Annotated in this window: 17 protein-coding genes and 1 pseudogene; 11 read left to right on the top strand and 7 right to left on the bottom strand. The window is 60.2% G+C overall.

Features of this window, described 5'->3' with window-relative positions; genetic code table 11:
* Positions 1-388: 388 nt before the first annotated feature.
* The 4 genes from CKW40_RS27640 (at position 389) to CKW40_RS27625 (ending at position 4,531) form a co-directional block, all read left to right on the top strand.
* Positions 389-1,915 (top strand): acyl--CoA ligase, encoded by a 1,527-nt coding sequence (locus CKW40_RS27640; RefSeq protein WP_095202991.1) that lies wholly within the window; start codon positions 389-391, stop codon positions 1,913-1,915.
* A gap of 2 nt (positions 1,916-1,917) precedes the next feature.
* Entirely contained in the window at positions 1,918-2,898 is a 981-nt protein-coding gene (locus CKW40_RS27635) for a 2-dehydropantoate 2-reductase (protein ID WP_095202990.1), read from the top strand.
* 204 nt (positions 2,899-3,102) lie between these two features.
* The gene (locus tag CKW40_RS27630) at positions 3,103-3,444 is read left to right on the top strand and encodes a hypothetical protein (RefSeq protein WP_095202989.1); all 342 of its coding nucleotides are present in this window, start codon (positions 3,103-3,105) and stop codon (positions 3,442-3,444) included.
* Entirely contained in the window at positions 3,437-4,531 is a 1,095-nt protein-coding gene (locus CKW40_RS27625; protein ID WP_095202988.1) for an ImmA/IrrE family metallo-endopeptidase, read from the top strand. Before CKW40_RS27630 ends, CKW40_RS27625 begins: the two co-directional genes overlap by 8 nt.
* Here the strand turns inward: CKW40_RS27625 and CKW40_RS27620 are convergent.
* From CKW40_RS27620 to CKW40_RS27605, 4 genes are all read right to left on the bottom strand, one after another.
* Positions 4,528-5,469, bottom strand: coding sequence for an alpha-glutamyl/putrescinyl thymine pyrophosphorylase clade 3 protein (locus CKW40_RS27620; RefSeq protein ID WP_143748377.1), 942 nt, complete (start codon positions 5,467-5,469; stop codon positions 4,528-4,530). The genes CKW40_RS27625 and CKW40_RS27620 overlap by 4 nt on opposite strands.
* A 4-nt stretch (positions 5,470-5,473) precedes the next feature.
* A complete protein-coding gene (locus CKW40_RS27615; RefSeq protein ID WP_095202986.1) occupies positions 5,474-6,478 on the bottom strand; it encodes a thymidylate synthase in 1,005 nt (334 codons plus the stop codon).
* 142 nt (positions 6,479-6,620) lie between these two features.
* Complete coding sequence (locus CKW40_RS27610; RefSeq protein WP_095202985.1) at positions 6,621-6,866, bottom strand: hypothetical protein; 246 nt, start codon at positions 6,864-6,866, stop codon at positions 6,621-6,623.
* Between the two features lie 11 nt (positions 6,867-6,877).
* On the bottom strand, positions 6,878-8,758 hold the full coding sequence (locus CKW40_RS27605; protein ID WP_244571305.1) for a putative bifunctional diguanylate cyclase/phosphodiesterase: 1,881 nt from the start codon (positions 8,756-8,758) through the stop codon (positions 6,878-6,880).
* Between the two features lie 402 nt (positions 8,759-9,160).
* Between CKW40_RS27605 and CKW40_RS27600 the strand changes: the two genes are divergently transcribed.
* Positions 9,161-9,553 carry a lysozyme inhibitor LprI family protein gene (locus tag CKW40_RS27600; protein WP_095202984.1) on the top strand — a complete coding sequence of 131 codons (393 nt, stop codon included), beginning with the start codon at positions 9,161-9,163 and terminating at the stop codon, positions 9,551-9,553.
* Between the two features lie 26 nt (positions 9,554-9,579).
* Here the strand turns inward: CKW40_RS27600 and CKW40_RS27595 are convergent, their stop codons facing one another.
* Positions 9,580-10,539, bottom strand: a complete 960-nt coding sequence (locus CKW40_RS27595; RefSeq protein WP_095202983.1) for an aldo/keto reductase — start codon at positions 10,537-10,539, stop codon at positions 9,580-9,582.
* Positions 10,540-10,689: 150 nt separating this feature from the next.
* Positions 10,690-10,855, bottom strand: a pseudogene (locus CKW40_RS43920) (ATP-binding cassette domain-containing protein); the annotation flags it as partial.
* Positions 10,856-11,005: 150 nt separating this feature from the next.
* On the opposite strand from CKW40_RS43920, the gene CKW40_RS27585 reads away from it, so the two are divergent.
* From CKW40_RS27585 to CKW40_RS45395, 4 genes are all read left to right on the top strand, one after another.
* Positions 11,006-11,893 (top strand): glycosyltransferase family 2 protein, encoded by an 888-nt coding sequence (locus CKW40_RS27585; RefSeq protein WP_095202982.1) that lies wholly within the window; start codon positions 11,006-11,008, stop codon positions 11,891-11,893.
* Positions 11,894-12,047: 154 nt separating this feature from the next.
* Positions 12,048-13,214 carry a rhamnan synthesis F family protein gene (locus CKW40_RS27580; protein ID WP_179298130.1) on the top strand — a complete coding sequence of 389 codons (1,167 nt, stop codon included), beginning with the start codon at positions 12,048-12,050 and terminating at the stop codon, positions 13,212-13,214.
* Complete coding sequence (locus tag CKW40_RS27575) at positions 13,207-16,773, top strand: glycoside hydrolase family 99-like domain-containing protein (RefSeq protein ID WP_143748376.1); 3,567 nt, start codon at positions 13,207-13,209, stop codon at positions 16,771-16,773. The genes CKW40_RS27580 and CKW40_RS27575 overlap by 8 nt, the downstream gene beginning before the upstream one ends.
* Before the next feature lie 46 nt (positions 16,774-16,819).
* Positions 16,820-16,942 (top strand): hypothetical protein, encoded by a 123-nt coding sequence (locus tag CKW40_RS45395; protein ID WP_280175404.1) that lies wholly within the window; start codon positions 16,820-16,822, stop codon positions 16,940-16,942.
* A gap of 47 nt (positions 16,943-16,989) precedes the next feature.
* Here CKW40_RS45395 and CKW40_RS27570 read toward each other — a convergent pair whose 3' ends face one another.
* Entirely contained in the window at positions 16,990-17,856 is an 867-nt protein-coding gene (locus CKW40_RS27570) for a helix-turn-helix domain-containing protein (RefSeq protein WP_095202979.1), read from the bottom strand.
* 93 nt (positions 17,857-17,949) lie between these two features.
* Here CKW40_RS27570 and CKW40_RS27565 point away from each other — a divergent pair, with 93 nt between their 5' ends.
* Both CKW40_RS27565 and CKW40_RS27560 read left to right on the top strand, forming a co-directional pair.
* Entirely contained in the window at positions 17,950-19,494 is a 1,545-nt protein-coding gene (locus CKW40_RS27565) for a 4-hydroxyphenylacetate 3-hydroxylase N-terminal domain-containing protein (protein WP_095202978.1), read from the top strand.
* Positions 19,495-19,500: 6 nt separating this feature from the next.
* On the top strand, positions 19,501-20,010 hold the full coding sequence (locus CKW40_RS27560; protein WP_095202977.1) for a flavin reductase: 510 nt from the start codon (positions 19,501-19,503) through the stop codon (positions 20,008-20,010).
* The last annotated feature ends 76 nt before the right edge of the window (positions 20,011-20,086 follow it).

Here is a 20,086-nt window from a genome sequence, read left to right as displayed (position 1 = left end):
GCACAAAGCGCACTCATCGTCTCCTCACCCGCAAGGCAGTCCACAACAAACCGTAGCCGCTCGTCCATGATGCCAGTCTCTCGCCAAACCATCGCCGGTCCTCCGGCGGACAAGAAAACTGTCACCCATGCTATCGGTCCATTCTGTTACCTATCTATCCGGTTCGGACATCGCGGCCACCTCTCCCCCATTTCATGGGGGCGAGGAAACGCTAACCGCCGAAGTCGCGGCCTTGAAAAGCTTGGGTTCCTCGCCCCCACAAAGTGGGGGAGAGGTGGCTCGGCGAAGCCGAGACGGAGAGGGGGCAGCGCCGACGTCGATAATTGTCCGGGGTCGGAATCATCCCTGGGCTTTCTAGAAGCAGTCGTTTGAAACATAGTCGGTGACCATGACCCAGACTGAAACCCACCCCGACCTCTCCCGCCATCTCGCCGCCGGTGCCGATGACACGCCGGCGATCCTGGCGCCCGACAGGGCGACGCTGACCCATGGCGGGCTGCGCAACCTGATCGCGGCCACGGCAAAACAACTGCATGCGCTGGGCATCGGCCGCGGCGACCGGGTGGCGATCGTGCTGCCGAACGGGCCGGAGATGGCGACAAGCTTCGTCGCGGTGGCGGCAACTGCCTCGACGGCACCGCTCAATCCTGCCTATCGGGCGGACGAGCTCGATTTTTATCTCACCGACATCGGCGCCAAGGCGATCCTTGTCGCGGAGAACGAGACTGGCCCGGCGGTTGCGGTGGCCGAGCGGCTGGGCATCGGCGTGCTGCGGCTCATCGTGCAGCCCGATGCACCTGCCGGCAACTTCACCATCGAAGGTGCGGCGGTTGGCCCACAAGCGGCGCCCGACATGGCAGGGGATGGCGACATTGCGCTTTTGCTGCACACATCGGGCACGACATCGCGGCCAAAGCTGGTGCCGCTCAGCCATGCCAACATCGCCGCCTCCGCCCGCCATATCGGCGCGACACTCGGCCTCAGCGCCGATGACCGCTGCCTCAACATCATGCCGCTGTTCCACATCCATGGCCTGATCGCGGCGGTGCTGTCGTCGCTGGCGGCGGGCGGCAGCATCTACTGCACCCCAGGCTTCAACGCGCTGCGCTTCTTCCAGTGGCTGAGCGACGCCAGGCCGAGCTGGTACACGGCGGTGCCGACCATGCACCAGGCGATCCTGCCCCGGGCGGCGCGCAATGAAGAGGTGTTGTCGGCAGCGCGCCTGCGCTTCATCCGCTCGTCCTCGGCATCGCTGCCGGCGCAAGTGATGGGCGAACTGGAGAAAACCTTCGGCTGTCCGGTGATCGAATCCTATGGGATGACCGAGGCCGCCCATCAGATGGCGTCGAACCGGCTGCCGCCGGGCCTGCGCAAGCCAGGCAGTGTCGGCGCCTCCGCCGGCCCAGAGGTGGCTGTCATGGCGCCGGACGGGCGATTGCTCACAGCCGGCGAGACCGGCGAGATCGTCATTCGCGGACCCAATGTCACGGCAGGCTATGAGAAGAACCCGGACGCCAACGCCACGGCCTTCGCGCATGGCTGGTTCCACACCGGCGACCAGGGCGTGCTCGACGAGGATGGCTACCTCAGGGTCACCGGCCGGCTCAAGGAGATCATCAACCGCGGCGGCGAAAAGATCTCGCCGCTCGAGGTCGATGACGTGCTGATGGACCATCCGGCGGTGGCGCAGGTGGTCACCTTCGCCATGCCGCATGACAAGCTCGGCGAGGAGGTGGCGGCGGCCGTGGTGCTGCGCGAAGGCATGAGCGCCAGCGAAAGCGACATCCGCGCTCACGCCGCGACGCGGCTCGCCGACTTCAAGGTGCCGCGCAAGGTGCTGATCCTGGACGAGATCCCCAAGGGCGCGACCGGCAAGCTGCAGCGCATCGGCCTTGCCGCCAAACTCGGGCTTTGACGATGAAGATCACCATTTTCGGCGCCGGCGCGATCGGCGGCTATCTCGCCGCCAAGCTGGCGATCGCCGGCCGCACCGAGCTGTCGATCGTCGCGCGCGGCGCGCATCTCGAAGCGATCCAGTCCAACGGCCTGCGCCTGATCGAGGACGGCGCGGAATCGGTGGCGCCGGTGAGAGCCGCTGCCAGGGCCGGGGAACTTGGCGTGCAGGACACCGTGGTTCTGGCGCTGAAGGCCCATTCGCTGACCCCGGCGCTGGACCAGATCGCGCCGCTGCTTGGGGACCACACATCCGTCGTCACCATGCAGAACGGCGTGCCGTGGTGGTATTTCCATGGCCTCAGTGGGCCGCTTGACGGCACCAGGCTGAACGCGGTCGATCCTGGCGGCGCGATCTGGCAGCGGATCGGGCCGCGGCGCGTCATCGGCTCGGTCGTCTATCCCGCCGTCGAGGTCGACGCGCCCGGCCTCATCCGCCATGTCGAAGGCAAGCGCTTCTCGCTCGGCGAACCCTCGGGCGCGCGCAGCGAACGGGTGACGCTTCTGGCCGAGGAAATGGTCAAGGCCGGCCTGCAGGCGCCGGTGCGCGACGATATCCGCAGCGAGATCTGGGTGAAACTGTGGGGCAACCTTTCCTTCAACCCGATCTCGGCGCTGACCGGCAGCACGCTTGCCGCCATCGTCGCCGACGAAGGCACCCGCACGCTCGCTCGCGCCATGATGCTGGAAGCACAAGCAATCGGCGAAAGCCTCGGCGTGCGTTTTCCCATAGGGGTCGACCGCCGCATCAAGGGCGCCGGCGATGTCGGCGAACACAAGACCTCGATGCTGCAGGACCTGGAACGCGGCCGGCCGATGGAGATCGACGCGCTGGTGACGGCAGTGCAGGAACTTGGCCGGCTAACGGACAAGCCGACACCGACCATCGATGCAGTGCTGGCGCTGGTGCGGCGGCTGGCGGTGGAGCGTGGGTGTTATTCCTGATATAGACGCAAGATCGAAGAGGATGCCAACTCGGATTTATGAAGTGTCAGCTGTTTGCAGGCTCATGAGCCCCTACAGTTTTGTGGGCGGATACATATTTTGGCAATTAAGAATAGCCGTGGTGACTGGAACAATTTTTCGTACTAATCCTGGATCGACGACCCCAATCGTGATTTCCATAAAGTTGGGCGTTCTTGCGATGTCGTGTATCTGGCCATGGAAATCTCGTTTAAAAACCGGGCGCTTCGCTCGCTTTGCGAAGACCCAGAAGCTGCCACTGCAGAATATGGCAGCGATGTTGCTCGTGCTCTTATGAACCGCGTTGCAGATATCGCAGCCGCTGAAACAATCGAGAATGTTATAGCCGGAAATCCGACTATATCTGACTCGGGGAAAGGCGATTCGATCTCGATACTTCTCGGTGAAGGACACAGCATTATATTGATGTGCAACCACCTTAATCCGCCCACGTCGGCTTTAGGCAAGGTTGATTGGTCTAAGGTCAGCAGGGTTCGGATAGAAGGAATCGAGGCCTGCGATGCCTGAAGCTGAAGGATTTCAACCCCGTTGGGGCTCGCCCCCGGGGGCAACCATTACGGACATTCTATCAGAGAATGCAATGAGTGTCGAAACGTTCGCCGACTTGCTTGGCGAAGGTGTCACATTCGCTTCCGAATTGCTCCGTGGCGAAGCGGTCATTGATGATGAGATTGCTTCGTCACTCTCTGAAACAGTTGGTGGGTCGAAGGCATTTTGGCTGCGTCGAGAAGAGCAGTACCGCAAGGCACAGGAGCAAGCCCGATCGAATGCGACCATCTCAAGTTCGGCTGAATGGATAGCAAGGCTTCCAATTGCCGATATGAAACGGTTCGGCTGGATTCCCAATACTCGAAGTGCCGATGTGCTTTTCGCCGAGTGCCTGAAGTTTTTTGCTGTGCCGAACCTCGCTGCTTGGGAAGCCAGTTATAGGCCTGTGGCACGTGCCGCTGCCTATCGCCTTTCAAAGTCATATGTTTCCGATCCGATGGCGATTGTTACTTGGCTCAGGTTCGCGGAGAAAAATGCCGAGCGGATTACTAGCCGTAAGTTTGATGCTGTGGCGCTTCAGGAATCCCTCCCTGCCCTTCGCAAATTGACGCTTGTGAAGGACCTTAGACTTTTCATGCCGCGCGTCTTGGAAATTTGCGCATCATGCGGCGTGGCAGTTGTGGTCGTCCCCACTCCAAGAGGCTGTCCTGCCAGTGGGGCGACTCGGGTAATGGGCGGCGGTACGGCGATGATTGCGCTGAGCCTACGCTACAAGACCGATGACCAGTTCTGGTTCACCTTCTTTCATGAGGTTGCGCACCTCTTGTTGCATTCCGACCGTGCGTTCTTCCTTGAAGACGGGAGTGACGTTACGCAGGTCGAAGAAGACGAGGCGAATGAATTCTCAGCAAAGCTTCTGATTCCCGATGAGTATTCGCAACGCTTGATGACAAGCAATAAGGGCTTCAGAAACGTGATCCGTCTGGCAGTTTCAGTGGGAACTTCACCGGGAATTGTCGTTGGGCAAATGCAGCACAAGGGTTACCTGCGTTTCGATCAACTAAACTCGCTGAAAAGGCGATATCGTTGGAATGAATTGGGCTAACCTCTGAAATATCGATAAAGAGTAGGGCTCTTCTGCCAGTTGCAAAGGGAATCTTCCCAGGCCTGCATACCAACGTCAATTCGCACGTTCAGCGACCGAATTCGATCTTCCAGTTCGCTGGCGCCTGTAGCCGAATCTGGATCATTGTCGAATAGGAGCCGAGCGCCTCGCAACGGTCCGGTCGCTTCCCCCAGGTAGGCCAACTGAGGCTCAATCGGCGCTAAGCCTAGTTTCCCCAACATTGTTAGATAATCGAATTTCGCGAGGCGGCCGAACCTACGTACTCGATTCATTTCACGGTATAAGCGATCAAAGGTTTCGCCAGGGTGTTGTCCCACCGCCTTGTGGGCCTCAACGATGAGATTTTGATTGCTACCAAACTCCATTACCCAATCAACAAATGACTCGATCACCTCAGGTGTCCCTGCTCCCTTTGGAGCTATGAGGCTTTCGTACTTGCGATGGTTGCTGAAACGCCGGCTAACGCCATCATTGCGGATATGATCAATGTTTTTGCGTAGCCAAATTCCAAATGCTGCGGGGTCATCAATTATCTGATCCCAAGTCCAGTACGATTCGTCCCCGAGCTTGCCATAGATGTCGCGGCACAACCTCCAGCCGTCGATAGCGTGCTTACCAAAATGCGTGGCTAGAAATACAAGCCAGAAAGCTTCGTCCGCATGTCTCTGTCGGCCATGAAGTACGGCGGCTTTCAGCGGGTCAAAAAAGTCCGAGGCGGGGTCCATGCGGCGCACATCGTGATCGTGGTCACGAATATGGTGGATGAACTCGATGCGGCGCAAACTGTCGACTAGTTGGTCTACTAACACATCCAATCTGCCGTCAGGAATGATCCCGGGCAAGGGCATGGTGTTGTCGTGAAATCGGACCAGTTCTGTGCGCAGCCAAACACCACGCTCGCGTTCTTTTGGCTTCATAGCGCTATGCCGATTGGGTTGTGAGGTTTGGGAGGGGTAATTGCTCCGCCGCTTTTTCAATTGGAATTAGACGATCATGCTCGCCCCTAATATAGGCGTCATAGACCCTTGAGCTCATTTCTCTCCTTATCTGACGCATGGCGCCCACTTTGCGCTCAGTGAACAGACGCTTAGCCATCAAAAGACGAGCCAAATCAGCCCAATACGGATCAAGCCCGTCAGTTGAGAAGTCTCGAATACTCTCTGTTCGATACTGACTTTCCAAGGCAATTAATTTGGATATCGCGTCGGATGGATCGCCCACGGGCATTGGAGGCATGGCTAGACGCGACTGCACGGCTTCTCCGAAATATTGCCGCACCTTGGCACGATTTTTATCATAAAGGTGCAAGCTGCCGGCAACATGGTGATACTCACCTAATTCGCAACCAACCTTCCGTGCCATAATCTCCTGTAACATGGTAAAGCAGAATACATCGTGCGGCAGCCCTATGAAGGCGTCATTCGAGCGCATGCTGACCAGAAGGTGGAGCCTGTTTTGCCGCTTAAAGAACTGGAGGGTGCACGTGCAAGGTACGTCCTTGTTACCGTCGTTTAGATCATCCCTCTTGAAAATTTGAACAACATTCTGGCGCGAGTCGGCGTTCTCGGAGATGGCTGCGGCAATTTCGTTGAACTGCGACGGGTTACCACCGAACATGCGGGGTCCGTACGCCCCACGAAGGGTCCGCCCATCATTCGAAAAATTGCGATAACGAGGAATGTAGTACTCGATATGGGCAAGGTTGTCGGATCCAGATAATATCCACATGAATTCGCCAAGGCAGCTAAACAATACCGCACGGGTCTCCGCTCGGCTAAAGCGAGCACGTGGATTTAGCAGAGTTAGCTTGGCTCCAATAACTTCTCTAGCATCACCTTTTCGTGGACTGATATTCAATCCGTCTCGCATTATTCGGCGAAAAACCGAACGCAACAAATCATCCAGAGAATCACCCCTTATGTGCATATTCTCTTATAAAACGACTCTTCTCTGGCTGCCAACAGCAGAGTGAATAACTGTAGAGCTGCTTTTTTGTCTAATGGCGGTAGCGAAATGGCCACTGTGGAACTCGAGCGCAACTGCTATTCCCGAGCCGACTTAAGCCCGCTCAAAGCCCCGACATCAGCCTCAGTAACTCGCGCGCATAAGCATGGTGCGACCGCTCGAACAGCTCCTCCATCGGCACCAGTTCGCAGATCTCGCCCGCACTCATCACGCCGATGCGGTCGTGGCGCACCAGGTCGTGGCTGATGATCAGCATGATCAGATGCAGCGCCTCCTGCAAATCCTTCAACAGGTTGAGGATATGCCTGGATGGACGGCGCGATCTCGGCTCGTCGCCGCCGGCCGGCATGCGGCCACTGCTTAAGCGGCGTTGCCCGTCTGAGATTTCCGCAACAGGCCCGCCGCGGGATCAAAAAAGGCCTTGGCGGCAGAGCTGTCGACGCGGCCTGCGTCGAAGGCCAGCGCTTCCTGCATGGGAAGGGCTGGCGAGAAGAGAAAGCCCTGCGCGATCATGCAATCGAGCGACCGCAGGATCATTCGATCCGCGTCGGTTTCGACGCCCTCGGCGACCACCTCTATTCCCAGCGTTCGCCCGAGATCGATGACTGCCTTGACCAGGGCCTGATCATCCACGGAGCTGGCGAGATCGCGGACGAAGTCCTTGTCGATCTTGATCTTGCGGATCCGGCTGTCCTTCAGCGAAACCAGCGTCGAAAAACCGGTGCCGAAATCATCCAGCACGATCGACAGGCCGGCATCCGCCAGGCGCTCCAGCTTTTCGTCAATCCGGTCGCGATCGACGGGCGCTTCTTCGGTGATCTCGATCTCGAGCATCGCCACCGGGACATTCTTCGTCCTGAGGCTGTCCAGTATCATCTCATCGACATTGCCTGCCTCGAGTTCGCGCGGCGACAGGTTCATCGCGACCCGGACATGCTGACGGCCGTTTCTCACAAGCTCTTCGATCATGGCGCAGCAGTTGAGAAACACCGTTTCCGTCAACAGGGAAAGCAGCCCGGTTTCACGCGCGGCGGTGACGATCTCGGGCGGGGAAATGGCGCCATGGACCGGGTGTCGCCAGCGCAGCAGCGCCTCGAAGCCGACGACGGCATTGGTGTCCAGCCGCACCAGGGGCTGGAACCATGAGCAAAGCGTGCCGGATTCGATGGCGCCGCGCAGATCGCGCTCGATGCAGTGCTTGCGTTCGAGCCCGCGGTCGAGCCCGGCATCGAAGAGACGGTATTCATTCCTGCCGCTGCGCTTGGCCGCATAAAGCGCGAAGTCCGCCCGCAGCAGCATCTGCGTCAATTGCGGCCTGTCCGAGACATAGATGCCGATCGACGCGCCGACGCGCACCGAATTCAACGCCGGATCCGGATTGGCGATTGCGGCGATGATCGAGGCGGCCAGTGCGTCGGTTGACTGCAGGGATTTGCCGGCGGGAAAGAGCAGCACGAACTCGTCGCCGCCGATGCGCGAAATGGTTGCGCCAGGCGGCGCATGCCCCTCTATCCTGCGCGCAACCCTGACCAGCAGGCCGTCGCCGATATTGTGACCATAGGTATCGTTGACGGATTTGAAGCCGTCCAGGTCGATCAGCATGGCCACGAACGGACCGTCGGCAAGTCCGAGCTGGCGGATGGCCTGCTCGAGCCCGTACCGGTTGAGCAAATTCGTCAGCGGATCGCGCCTGGAGTTTCGCTCCATCTGGGTGGCGAAGTCTTTCGCCTCGTATTTGAGGCGGCTTGTTTCCCGGAAGCGGGCCTGTCCAAGAAGCGCGCTTCTGATCATTCCAACGAGAAACAGCAGAACCGTGAAAGCCAGAATGTAATTTTCGATACCGCCTTTCGCCGAGAGGCAGCCGATGGCGACCAAAAGCGGCAGCGTCATGAAGTTGATCGAGGCCGGGGCGTATGACGTGCCGTAGGTCACCGAACCGGCCGACGTGCCGGCCAGAACGATCAGATAGATCGGCGCCTGGGGCGTGGTGTAGCCATCGGTCAGCACCGCCAGGAAAGACCAGGCGATGCCCGACGCCAGAGCCAGCATGCCATAGGAAGAAAGCCGCGCACCGACCCGCTTCAGCCAGTTGTCTTCCGTGCCCGACTGGGAGAGAGCGAGGGCGATGCGTGCGCCATTTATGGTGCCGACCGCCGCAAACCACAGCACCGCCGCAAACCCGCCGCCCGCAAGCAGCTGCACGGCCAGGATCAGCGCCGAAAGCACCGTGCCGATAGGCATCGAAATGAAGACACCTGCCCGCAGATCCGCGAACTGATCCCGGAGAATCCCGGCGTCCACGGATTCACCCTGCCCCTGAGGGGCGGACCCTTGAACAGGCTGCATGGAGTGCGTCATAGGGGCAAGTAGCTAGGCCAGTGGTGTGAAAATCGCGTTAAGGATTTCAGCACCTTACGGTGCAATCGCCCGATTGCCGGCCAGTGACGCCCGGTTCTTGTCCTCGCGGCGCTGGTGCGGCGGCTGGCGGTGGAGCGCGGGTCTCATGGGTGAGATGTGCGGGCGGGGCCGAGCCTTGACGCGCTCGCGCCCTGCCCAACATATCGTGAGCCTGCCCTCGTTGCCAATCCGAGAGGGCGTGGCGAAACCGACATGTCCTGACCCGCATTCATCGAGGAATCCCCCATGCGCCGATATGCCTGCCTCCTTGGAATTTCAGCCATGACCGCGGCCCATCCCGCGATGGCGCAGAGCGATGCCGAAATGAAAGCGTGCATCGACCGGTCCGCCGGCGCCACCTCGCAAATGCTGGATTGCGGAAAAGCCGAGATCGACAAGTTCGATGCCAGGTTGAACGCGGCTTACAACACGCTGATGCACCGCGAACATGGCCCCGAACGGACCCGGCTGCAGCGCGAGCAGCGCGCCTGGCTGAAGCATCATCTGCAGGAAACGCACCGTCTTGCCGCCGATCCCAACAACGGATCGGCAGCCTTCCTCTCATCTCAAGGGTTTGAACTGGACGATTTGAGCGCACGCACGGCCGAACTCGAAAAGCGTGTTCAGCAAAACCCGTAGTCACTCAACCGAGATCAAGCGGCCAGTCAGTCTTTCACATCCGTGTCGAGCGCGGCAACGACGCCACTCAGTCGCTCGGGTGTTGGATTGTTCTTCAATCGCAGCAGATTGAAATCGAGGTGCTCCTTCTTGAACATAGAGACCAGGGTGACGCCCGCTGAATTCGTTGAGAAGGCGTAGTCGGCGAGAAATGCGATAGCAATTTCAGTGGGGCTGCCGCGGTATCCGAGGTCGCCAAGGGCGACCAGTATCTCCTTTTGCGCGTTCATTTTCGCGACGATTCTGTCGAGGCCCGAGAATGTCCCGTGCGTTACAAACGTTCTGTGCGCGTGAGCGCGCTCCTTCAGCTTTCCGAGATTTGGTTCCAGCGGGGTATTGGCAATCTGGACGAATCGATAAGGTAGTGATTCATCGAGAGCGGTCATTCCGGCCTCAAGGTCTCCCGCGACCGAAATGGCCCGGGCCTTGCCGTCCTGAAGCACACGCTCCACGGCCCGGATGATATCCTCGCGAACAAGTTCTTCGGCGGTCGGACGGTGCAGCGCAAGAACATCGACGTAATCCGTGCGAAGACGCCCCAGGCTCTCCTCGACGCTGGATCTTATCAACTCCGCGGACAGCGGCACCTTGAACGGTGTGGGGCGCACTCTTGAAGCATACCGCTTGAGCCCCGGAACCGCCGCAATAGCGATCCGCGACAACGGCTTCAGCACGCGCATGGTGGCGGAGGTCTTCGGCGGGCGCATGCCAACCTTGGTGCAGACGCAGACGCGATCGCGCTTCCCAGATGCAAATTCGCCCCAGATCGATTCCGCCATCCCGTCGCCATACGAAGGTGCCACGTCGTACCATGTCACCCCGGCTTCGTACGCACGTTCGAGCGTCTCGAGCCCCTTGCGAACTCCAATGCGAGAACCAAGCGAAGCGCAGCCAAAACCGACACTTGAAACCTTGCTGCCGATAGCTTCGACAAAGACCAGTTTCATGGCGAAGACTCATTCTTCAAGCCGGCATCAAACCCGCCGCCATTTCAGTCGAATGATCTTTTTGACTTGCTGTCAAGGATGGCGCCCCTGACAACGATTGCTTCTGGCGGGGTATCTCGGGAGGAAGGCAGTATGGAATGGCATATCTGCGAGCGCCGAGGTCGGCTCGTCGCAGATGAGAAAGCGCGGCCTTGTCGCCAGCGCCCTGGCGATGGAGATGCGCTGGCGCTGGCCGCCGGAAAATTCGCGCGGGAATTTGTGGCCGGCGGCCTTGCCGAGGCCGAAAAGTTCCAGGAAGATCGTCGACGATGGCCGCGGTCTCCTGTCCGCTCGGTGCCTTATTGTGCCGCCGCGCCCCGTCATCCCCTATATTAGTCAATAGTATGGACTCGACCGCCTGAGTGGCACCGCTTAGATTGCGTATGGACCGCTAGCCTTCCACGGGGAAGCCAACTGAGATATCAGGATGGCTTTGGCAATGAATACGTCGATAACTGCTATCACTGTAACGCATAACAGCGCGCATACCGTGCGTGGCGCGCTTGCTCGCCTGCCGCCGGGGCTGGAGATCGTATGCGTCGACAATGCAAGCACCGACGATCTTTCCGCCGCACTATCCGGCCTTGCCGTTCATCGTATTGATAATGCTGTAAATCTCGGCTTTGGGCATGCCTGCAACATCGGCGCGGCGGCGGCATCGGGGGAGTATCTGCTGTTCATCAACCCCGACGTGCGTCTTGAGCCGGACGCCGTCGATGCGCTTATGCAGGCGGCTGAACGCTACCCAAATTGCGGCGTCTTCGTGCCGCGCACCAACACGGTGGATGGGCGGTTGTGGTTTCGCGAGCAGAGCGAAATCGATCGCCTTTCCGGCGTGTCACTGCCCACACGTGTTCGGCAGGTCTGGGGAGATTGTTGCGTCCGCTTCGTCAATGGCGGCGTGTTCATGATCAAGCGGACGCTTTTCCTGGATACCGGCGGGTTTGATGAGGATATCTTTCTGTATTTCGAAGATGACGACCTCTCATACCGTCTGCTGCAGCGTGACGAGCCGATGATCCTTGTCAGTGGCGCGCATGCCGTCCACGACATTGGCACTTCGGTTGCGCAATCAACCCGCTCACGGATCTTCCGATATCGGTCGAAGATGCGATCGGAGATCCACTTGCGCAAGAAGTACGGCATCGCCTATAGCCCATCCGTGGACATCCTCCGTTATTCGACGAAAATAGGCTTCTATTGCCTGACGCTTAATCGAAACAGACTGATCAATTCCTTGGGCCGACTGATAGGTATATTTGACAGCATCCTTGACCGATCGCGCGCGAATCGGAACAGCGGCTATGTCGCCTGACGCTGCCGACACGAGATTTGTCTTGGCTGATGTCCTGCCCCGCGAGCCGCAAAAAGGCGAGGCATGCGGCGTCGACCAAAGCGGTGCCCGGAGCGAAATCCACGTCCACGCGCCAGGACGATACATCTTGGAGCTTTCCCCTACAGACAGGCGGATGCCGTTTCTTCGCATCAATGTTCACCGCCGAGGACATGCCGACAGGGTCGTCTATATGCCGGCTGTCCAGCGGACTTCCTATCTGCTTCAAAGCAGCGAAGGCGGCCTGGTGTTGCAATTCGATGGAAGCGACATCGTTGCGTCAAGCATCCGCCCCTTGAGGATCAGGGATCTTGGCACAGTGTTGCGCCGCCGCCGTCGCCAGAAGCGATTTGAACTGCCGCTGGGCCAAGGCATTGTCCTGCGCCCTCTCCTGCATATTGCAGGACCGGAAGGGCGCGATCTGACGCATTCGCTCGGCAGCCTCGCCGGTTGGGGCTTTGGGGTGGCAAGTGCCAATCTGCAGAAAACCCTGGCGCGGCACTTTGACGGCCCCTCAATCCGGCCCCCGCAACGCCCGCCCATCGCCGGGCCAAAGATCGCCGTTGCGCTGCATTTGCACTACCCCGATCTCTGGCCCGAATTCGAGGCGCTGCTGGAAACGATCGATCGTCCGTTCCACCTCATCCTTACGCTGACCCGGCTCGACGCGGCACTCACGGAACGCGTTCAGGCGAAATTTCGGGATGCCGAGATCGTTGTCTATGACAATCGCGGTCGCGACGTCGGTCCGTTCATCCAGCTGCTTCGCGAAGGAAGGCTCGATCCTTTCGATCTCATCTGCAAGCTGCATGGCAAGAAGTCGGGGCAAAGTGGGCCGCGCATGTTCCTTGGTGAGATTTGGCGCCAGGCGAGCGCCTTCGACCTGATCGGATCCCGCGACGTGGTTGACCGCATCATCGCCGAGTTCGAGCGCTCGCGGGATATCGAGATGATCGGGTCCAGTCGCTTTCGACTGCCCAATGAATGGAAGGGCGACGAGGCCGCCTCGTGGGGTGAGAATAAGGCGATGATCCTCAACCTGTTGGAGACGATGGGGATAGAAGCTGACGCTCCCCTCGACTTCTTTGCCGGAACGATGTTCTGGGTTCGGCGCAGCGCACTGGAGCCGCTCAAGCGGCTTGATCTGTCTTTGGCGTCATTTCCCGCCGAGGCAGGCCAGCAGGACGGCACATTGCAGCACGCCCTCGAGCGGGTGTTCGCCATGATCTGCACAAAGATCGCCGGAACGGCCTGGGACGATGAGATGAAGCCTGATCGCTACGAGGCGGACCCGATTGAATAGATCCGACTTCATGGTCCTTATAGGATCGAGCACCAGCAGGAAGCGGTGGAAGAGATTTCGGATTTGGCAACGAATTCGCGCCAGCGGACAGTTCGATGAACCGTGGTATCTGGCTCAGAACCCGGATGTAGCCGCGAGTGGGATCGACCCGATCCTGCACTATATCGATCATGGCGTCGCAGAGTCGCGAAACCCGAATCCGGATTTCGACACCGAATACTATCTGACCAAGTATCCCGACGTCGCCTTCGCGGCGCTGAACCCGTTGGATCACTACGTTCGTTTCGGCAGGAATGAACAGCGCGAGACCCGGCGCGCTCCGGCAGCACGTTGGGTAATGGCCGCTAGCCGCGGCATACAAAGGCCCGCCACCTATGTGCCGCGATCCAGCGAGAGGCGACCCGCCGCTTTGCGCGCACGCGTCATCGCCTTCTACCTGCCCCAGTTCCACCCGATCCCTGAAAATGATGCCTTTTGGGGAAAGGGCTTCACGGAATGGACGAATGTAACACGCGCCGTGCCACAGTTTGACGGTCATTATCAGCCCCGACTGCCGGCGGATCTCGGCTTCTATGATTTGCGGGTGAAGGACATCCAGAAGGAGCAGATCGAGATCGCCATGCAGTATGGCATTTCGGGCTTCTGTTTTCACTTCTACTGGTTCAACGGCAAGCGTGTCCTTGAGATGCCGATCGCCCAGTTTGTCGAAAACGACGCGCATGAGATGGGCTTCTGCATCAACTGGGCAAACGAGCACTGGAGCCGCCGTTGGGATGGGCGCGAACAGGAAGTCCTGATCCCACAATCGCACTCACCCGAGGACGACCTGGCTTTCATCGAACATGTATCCGGCTATTTCCGTGACCGGCGATACATCCGGATCGGCGGCAAGCCGCTGCTTATGGTCTACCGGCCCGGATTGTTTCCGTCGCCAGCCGAAACCGCACAGCGCTGGAGAGCCTATTGCCGGGAAGCCGGTATCGGCGAGATTTTTCTTGCCTATCCGCAGTCATTCGCCACGGTTGATCCCGCCGAATTTGGGTTCGACGCCGCTGTCGAGTTTCCGCCAAATCTCGGAACGCTTCCCGAGGTCAGCGCCTCCATCCCAAATCTCAAGAGCGGCTTCACGGGAAGGATCTATGATTGGGGGGCACTTACCGATCGCAGCCGCGCCTATCCGCAGGTCCCCTATACGCTGTTTCGCGGAGTTTGCCCTTCCTGGGACAACACGGCAAGGAGAATGGAGGCCGCCAGCATTCTGGTGAACGCGTCGCCCTCCCGCTACGGAGAATGGCTCAGCAACGCAGTCGCCGATACATGCGATCGTTTCGCCGATTTCGACAGCCGGCTTATCTTCGTCAATGCCTGGAACGAGTGGGCGGAGGGCGCCTATCTCGAACCTGATGCGCGCTACGGCTACGCCTATCTGCAGGAGACGCGGGACGTCCTGTCGGCGCCGCCGGCGGCCGGCAAATCGCCTAGGGGTCGGTCCTGGAGCGTTTTGTTCGTCTCACACGATGCGGCTCTCGGTGGAGCGCAGGCATCGTTGGCCGACATCATCCATTGGCTGCAATCGCACACTGACCTGGAGATCAAGGTGCTGTGCCTGGCGGGTGGCCAACGGCTCGAGCAGTTTCGACGCATCGTCGATACCGTCCTTCTGGACGATCTGGTTTCGCACACCGAGACGACCGCCACAATGCTGGCCCGCATCACCGATTGGTACGGTGGCAGACCGGACCTCATCTATTGCAACAGTCTGGCCACCGGCCGTTTGCACGCGCTGCTTGGTGAACTGGGCATTCCTATCCTGACGCATGCCAGGGAATTGGCGACGAGCATGGCCCGATACGCCAAGGACGACATGAGGGATGTCGTTTCCCACACGCAGAGATTCATAGCGTGTTCCCCAAGTGTCCGGGATTATCTGGCAACCGAGTACAAGGTCGAAACGAACGCCATAGACGTCATTCCAAGTGCGGTTCCGCAAACCGACGCCGATCACAGTCGTACGGAAATCCAGCGCCTTGAAAGTCGCCAACGCGCCGGCTGGCCGATGGACAAGGCCATCGTGCTGGGATCCGGCCTCGGAATGCCATTCCGCAAGGGTGCCGACCTCTTTATCGAGGTGGCCCGCATTCTTCGTGCTCGCGGGGTTGAGGACTATCATTTCTACTGGCTCGGTTCGTTACCGGAGCGGGAACGGGATGAGGCTTTCGGTACGTGGTCGCAGCAACTCGACAGATTGCAAGCGGACGGGCTGGGCGAAAAGGTCACATTTCTGGGCAATGTCGAGGATGTGCGCGGCCATCTGCTGGCTGCCGATCTGTTTCTTCTGACATCCCGAGAAGAGCCGTTCGGCCGTGTCATGCTGGAGGCGGCATTCGCCGAGTTGCCGGTGATCTGCTTCGCAGGCAGCGGCGGGGCACCGGGTTTCGTCGAGGACGATGCCGGCATCGTTGTCAAATGGGCTGATCCTGTCGCGATGGCCGATGCCACGCAGAAACTGATCCAGGACCAGCCATTGCGGACGACGCTCGGCAGGCAGGCAGGCGCCAAGGCACGGCGGCATTTTTCCACCGATCGGGTCTTTCCGCGCCTACTGTCGACGATGCGGAAGGTCGCCGGCAAGCCGCCCGCGGTCTCGATCATCGTGCCGAACTGCAACTACGCCCGCTACCTGCACGAGCGTATGGACAGTATTCTGGGGCAGTCCTTCCAGGATTTTGAACTCATCATCCTGGATGATGCGTCGACGGACGATAGCCAATCGATTCTGGATTATTATGCCGGCGTCCATGGCACCCAGGTCATCGTCAATGAAAGCAATTCCGGGTCGCCCTATCCTCAATGGTTCAAGGGCATAGAGCTCGCAAAGGCCGATTTGATCTGGATCGCCGAAGCCGACGACGTATCCGACCCTAGTTTCCTCGAAACCCTCGTGCCCTTGTTCCGCGATCCAAGCGTGAAGTTTGCTTATTGCGCATCGAAGATCATCAACGATCGAAGCGAGATCGTCGGCGACTATCCGTCCAGCCCGTACCTCACCGATCTCTCCAATTTCAAATGGAACCGCAGCTACCAAGTTTCGGCGGAACAGGAAGTCAACGACGGGCTGGGTGTCAAGAATACGGTCTTCAACATCAGTGCGGCGGTTTTTCGGAAGTTTGAAATCACGACAGATTTCGCCGAGCACCTCCTGTCCCTGCCTACGAGCGGCGATTGGTACTTTATCCTCGAGGCAATACGTAACGGCTCCGTCGCCTACGAGTCCGCATTGCTCAACCATCACCGTCGGCACAGGGACAGCGTAACCAGCCTCATCATGGCTTCCCATTCAGAGGCCCTGCTGCGCACACGGCAGGTGATCCATCACCATGTGTTGCGCACATACGGGACGGATTTGGCCATCAAGCTGAAAATGGCCGAATATGTCGTACAGCTCTGGAACCGGCAGTTCCCCGAGCGCCCGGCGGAAGAAATGGAAAGCTTGTATTCGCTAAAGGCATTGGGCGAGTTCCCTGCGAGACCATCGGAGAGCAGTTCCCCGGTGGCGTGAGCTGGCGAAGTGAGCTGGCTGCGCTTTAATTGCTGGCAGCGACGAGATGGCCGTTGCCGACATCCTGCAAGGCCAGCTTCAGCGGTGCCTCGCCGATCCTGCGGGCGACTGGGAAGCCAACGCGCCCTGGCGCAAGAAGCGGGAAGCGCGCCAGCAGCAGGGGCGTTAGCCCGAAACAGGATGCGGGCCGCAAGGTCCGCATCCATCGGCGCACAATCAAGCCCGCAACTGCTTGCGGCGCCAGGCGGCGGGTGCCTCGCCTGTCCGCTCGCGAAAGAACCGCGAAAAATAGGCTGGGTCGTCGAAGCCGATCTCGTAGGCGATGTCCTCGACCGTGCGCACGGTGAACAGCAGCAGCCGCTTGGCCTCCAGCAGCCGGCGCTCGCTGACCACCCGCTTGACGCCGGTGCCCAGCACAGCATGGGTGGCCTTGTCGAGAAGATGCGGCGTCGTGGCGAGCGTCTCGACATAACGTTCTACCGGCCAGTTGTCGCGGAAATGCGCGTCGACGAGACGACGCAAGCCCATGGCCAGTGATGCATCGGGAGAAGGGGCGGCTGCGACGGTCGCCGGCGCGAGACGCGCGATGTGGGAGAGCGCGACAGCGATCAGCGCCGGCAGGATCTTGTCGTTGCCGGCCTGCGCCTCGGTGTATTCGGCGGCGATCATCTCCAGCACCGCCGCCAGCCTCTTCCACGCGGCACGGTCCGGCAGGCCGTCGGCAAAGACCGGCCTGTCCAGCGGCAGCAGGCTGTGGCCGGCAAGGGCGGCGAGCGCATCGTCGGCGACTGAGACGACGATGGCGTCGGTGCCGGGGCCGATCGAGAAGCCGTGCACGATTGTGCTCGGCACGAAGCTGACGGCGGGCGCCGAAAAGTCCCAGGATCGGTCCTCGATGCGGTAGGTGCCGGAGCCGCTGGTCCAGTAGGTGATCTGGCCCATCTGCGGATGCTTGTGCGCCGCGACCTGGCCGAGATGAATGTTGCTGCGCGCCAGCACTGTCTCGACATGCAGGAAGCCGACATCGAGCGGCCGCACCGGCTCGCCATAGACGAAGAAATCGGGAATGGAATTCTGACTCATGGCGCCGGAAAAAGTCCAATCGGTTTTGCCGTTTCGTCCATAACCGATCCTCAGGCCAGGCGCTAGGATCGGCGTTATCAGTGGAGGAACATCATGCGGTCAGAAGATTTCCGTGCCGACAAAGCGCGCCCGTTCACCGGGGCCGAATATCTGGAAAGCCTGCGCGACGGCCGCGAGGTCTATATCAACGGCGAACGCATCGCCGACGTCACCACGCACCCGGCGATGCGCAATTCGGTGCGGTCGCTGGCGCGGCTCTACGATGCGCTGCATGACCCCAAGCGGCGCGATACGCTGACCTCGGCCACCGACACCGGTTCGGGCGGCTACACGCACAAATATTTCCGGGTCGCCAAATCCTCGGGCGAACTCGCTGCCCAGCAGACAGCGATCGCCGAGTGGTCGCGCATGTCCTATGGCTGGATGGGGCGCACGCCCGACTACAAGGCGGCGCTGATGAACACGCTCGGCGCCAATGCCGACTGGTACGGGCCGTTCAAGGACAATGCGCTGTCCTGGCACAAACGTGCCCAGGAAGCCGTGCTGTTCATGAACCACGCCATCGTCAACCCGCCGATAGACCGCCACAAGCCGGCCGAACAGGTCAAGGACGTCTTCGTCCACATCACCAAGGAGACGGATGCCGGCATCTATGTCTCGGGGGCCAAGGTGGTGGCGACGTCGTCGGCGCTGACGCACTACAATTTCCTGGCGCAGGGCTCGGCGACGGTCACCGAGGATCCGTCGCTGTCGGTGATGTTCATCGTGCCGATGAACGCGCCGGGGATAAAGATGTTCTGCCGCGTCTCCTACGAGCAGACCGCCAACACCGTGGCGGCGCCGTTCGACTATCCCTTGTCGTCACGCTTCGACGAGAATGACGCCATCCTGGTGCTCGACAATGTCTTCATCCCCTGGGAGGACGTTCTGGTGCTGCGCGATGCGCAGAAGATCCTGTCGTTCCATCCGGCGTCGGGCTTCATGCATGGCTATTGTTTCCAGGGTTGCACGCGCTTCGCCGTCAAGCTCGATTTCCTTGCCGGCCTGCTCGCCAAGGCACTGCGCGCCACCGGCGGCGACGCCTTCCGCGGCAACCAGGCGGCGCTGGGCGAGGTCATCGCGCTCAGGCACATGTTCTGGAGCTTTTCCAACGCCATGGCCTACAACCCGATCCCGTGGGCGAATGGCGCCGTGCTGCCCAATCTCGACGCCGCACTCGCCTACCGCACCTTCATGTCGGAGGCCTATCCGCGCGTCATCGACACGGTGCGCCGGGTGATCGCGTCGGGGCTGATCTACCTGCCGTCGTCGGTGCGCGACTTCAACAATCCCGAGATCGACAAGTACCTGGCGCAATATGTGCGCGGCTCCAACGACATGGGCCATATCGAGCGCATCAAGATCATGAAGCTGTTGTGGGACGCGACCGGCACCGAATTCGGCGGCCGCCACGCGCTTTACGAGCTCAACTATGCCGGGGCGCCGGAAGAGGTGCGGCTGCAGGTGCTGAAGGGCGCCGAACGGGGCGGGCGGCTGAAGGCCATGGAGGAGCTCGTCGACACCTGCATGGCCGACTATGACGAGAATGGCTGGACTGATGATACCTGGCTCAATCCGCTAGCCTCACCGGCCGGGTGAACGCCGATGGCCACGCAGATTTCGAAGGCCGATTTCCGCGACGCCATGGCAAGGGTCTGCGCACCGGTCAACATCGTCACCACCGATGGGCCGGCGGGCCGCGGCGGCTTCACCGCCACCGCCATGTGCAGCGTCTCCGACGAACCGCCGACGCTGCTGGTATGCATGAACGGGCGCTCGACGCAGGCCGCCATGTTCCTCGCCAACCGCCGCTTCTGCGTTAACGTGCTGACGCATGACCACATGCATCTGGCGGGAAAATTCGCCGGCGCGACCAGGGACATGGAAGCCCGCTATTCGGCGGCGCGCTGGCAGACGCTGACCTCGGGCACGCCGGCGCTGTCCGACGCGATCGTCAATTTCGATTGCGAGATCGAGGACGTGCATGTCGTCGGTACGCACAATGTGATGATCGGCCGCGTCATCGACGTGCGCCACGGCAGCGGCGGCTCGGCGCTGCTCTATGTCGATCGGAATTATACGCAGCCGACGCGGCTTGGCAGTTTTGGCGGGTGAGGCGGAGCTGGTGCCTCCGCTTGATGGGTGTAGCCGAAGCCCAACTTCGTCATCCTAGGGCGGAGCAGGAGCGAAG

It is taken from the genome of Mesorhizobium carmichaelinearum (genome assembly GCF_900199455.1).
Lineage (GTDB): Bacteria > Pseudomonadota > Alphaproteobacteria > Rhizobiales > Rhizobiaceae > Mesorhizobium > Mesorhizobium carmichaelinearum.
Note: the sequence above shows the minus strand (reverse complement) of the source record. Positions and strands in the feature narration are given on the sequence as shown.

Bases quoted from the DNA above. Each gene is read 5' to 3' on its own strand.
- CKW40_RS27640 (WP_095202991.1), top strand. From the start codon at position 389: ATGACCCAGACTGAAACCCACCCCGACCTCTCCCGCCATCTCGCCGCC.
- CKW40_RS27635 (WP_095202990.1), top strand. From the start codon at position 1,918: ATGAAGATCACCATTTTCGGCGCCGGCGCGATCGGCGGCTATCTCGCC.
- CKW40_RS27625 (WP_095202988.1), top strand. From the start codon at position 3,437: ATGCCTGAAGCTGAAGGATTTCAACCCCGTTGGGGCTCGCCCCCGGGG.
- CKW40_RS27620 (WP_143748377.1), bottom strand. From the start codon at position 5,469: ATGAAGCCAAAAGAACGCGAGCGTGGTGTTTGGCTGCGCACAGAACTG.
- CKW40_RS27615 (WP_095202986.1), bottom strand. From the start codon at position 6,478: ATGCACATAAGGGGTGATTCTCTGGATGATTTGTTGCGTTCGGTTTTT.
- CKW40_RS27610 (WP_095202985.1), bottom strand. From the start codon at position 6,866: ATGCCGGCCGGCGGCGACGAGCCGAGATCGCGCCGTCCATCCAGGCAT.
- CKW40_RS27605 (WP_244571305.1), bottom strand. From the start codon at position 8,758: ATGCCTATCGGCACGGTGCTTTCGGCGCTGATCCTGGCCGTGCAGCTG.
- CKW40_RS27600 (WP_095202984.1), top strand. From the start codon at position 9,161: ATGCGCCGATATGCCTGCCTCCTTGGAATTTCAGCCATGACCGCGGCC.
- CKW40_RS27595 (WP_095202983.1), bottom strand. From the start codon at position 10,539: ATGAAACTGGTCTTTGTCGAAGCTATCGGCAGCAAGGTTTCAAGTGTC.
- CKW40_RS27585 (WP_095202982.1), top strand. From the start codon at position 11,006: ATGGCTTTGGCAATGAATACGTCGATAACTGCTATCACTGTAACGCAT.
- CKW40_RS27580 (WP_179298130.1), top strand. From the start codon at position 12,048: ATGCCGTTTCTTCGCATCAATGTTCACCGCCGAGGACATGCCGACAGG.
- CKW40_RS45395 (WP_280175404.1), top strand. From the start codon at position 16,820: ATGGCCGTTGCCGACATCCTGCAAGGCCAGCTTCAGCGGTGCCTCGCC.
- CKW40_RS27570 (WP_095202979.1), bottom strand. From the start codon at position 17,856: ATGAGTCAGAATTCCATTCCCGATTTCTTCGTCTATGGCGAGCCGGTG.
- CKW40_RS27565 (WP_095202978.1), top strand. From the start codon at position 17,950: ATGCGGTCAGAAGATTTCCGTGCCGACAAAGCGCGCCCGTTCACCGGG.
- CKW40_RS27560 (WP_095202977.1), top strand. From the start codon at position 19,501: ATGGCCACGCAGATTTCGAAGGCCGATTTCCGCGACGCCATGGCAAGG.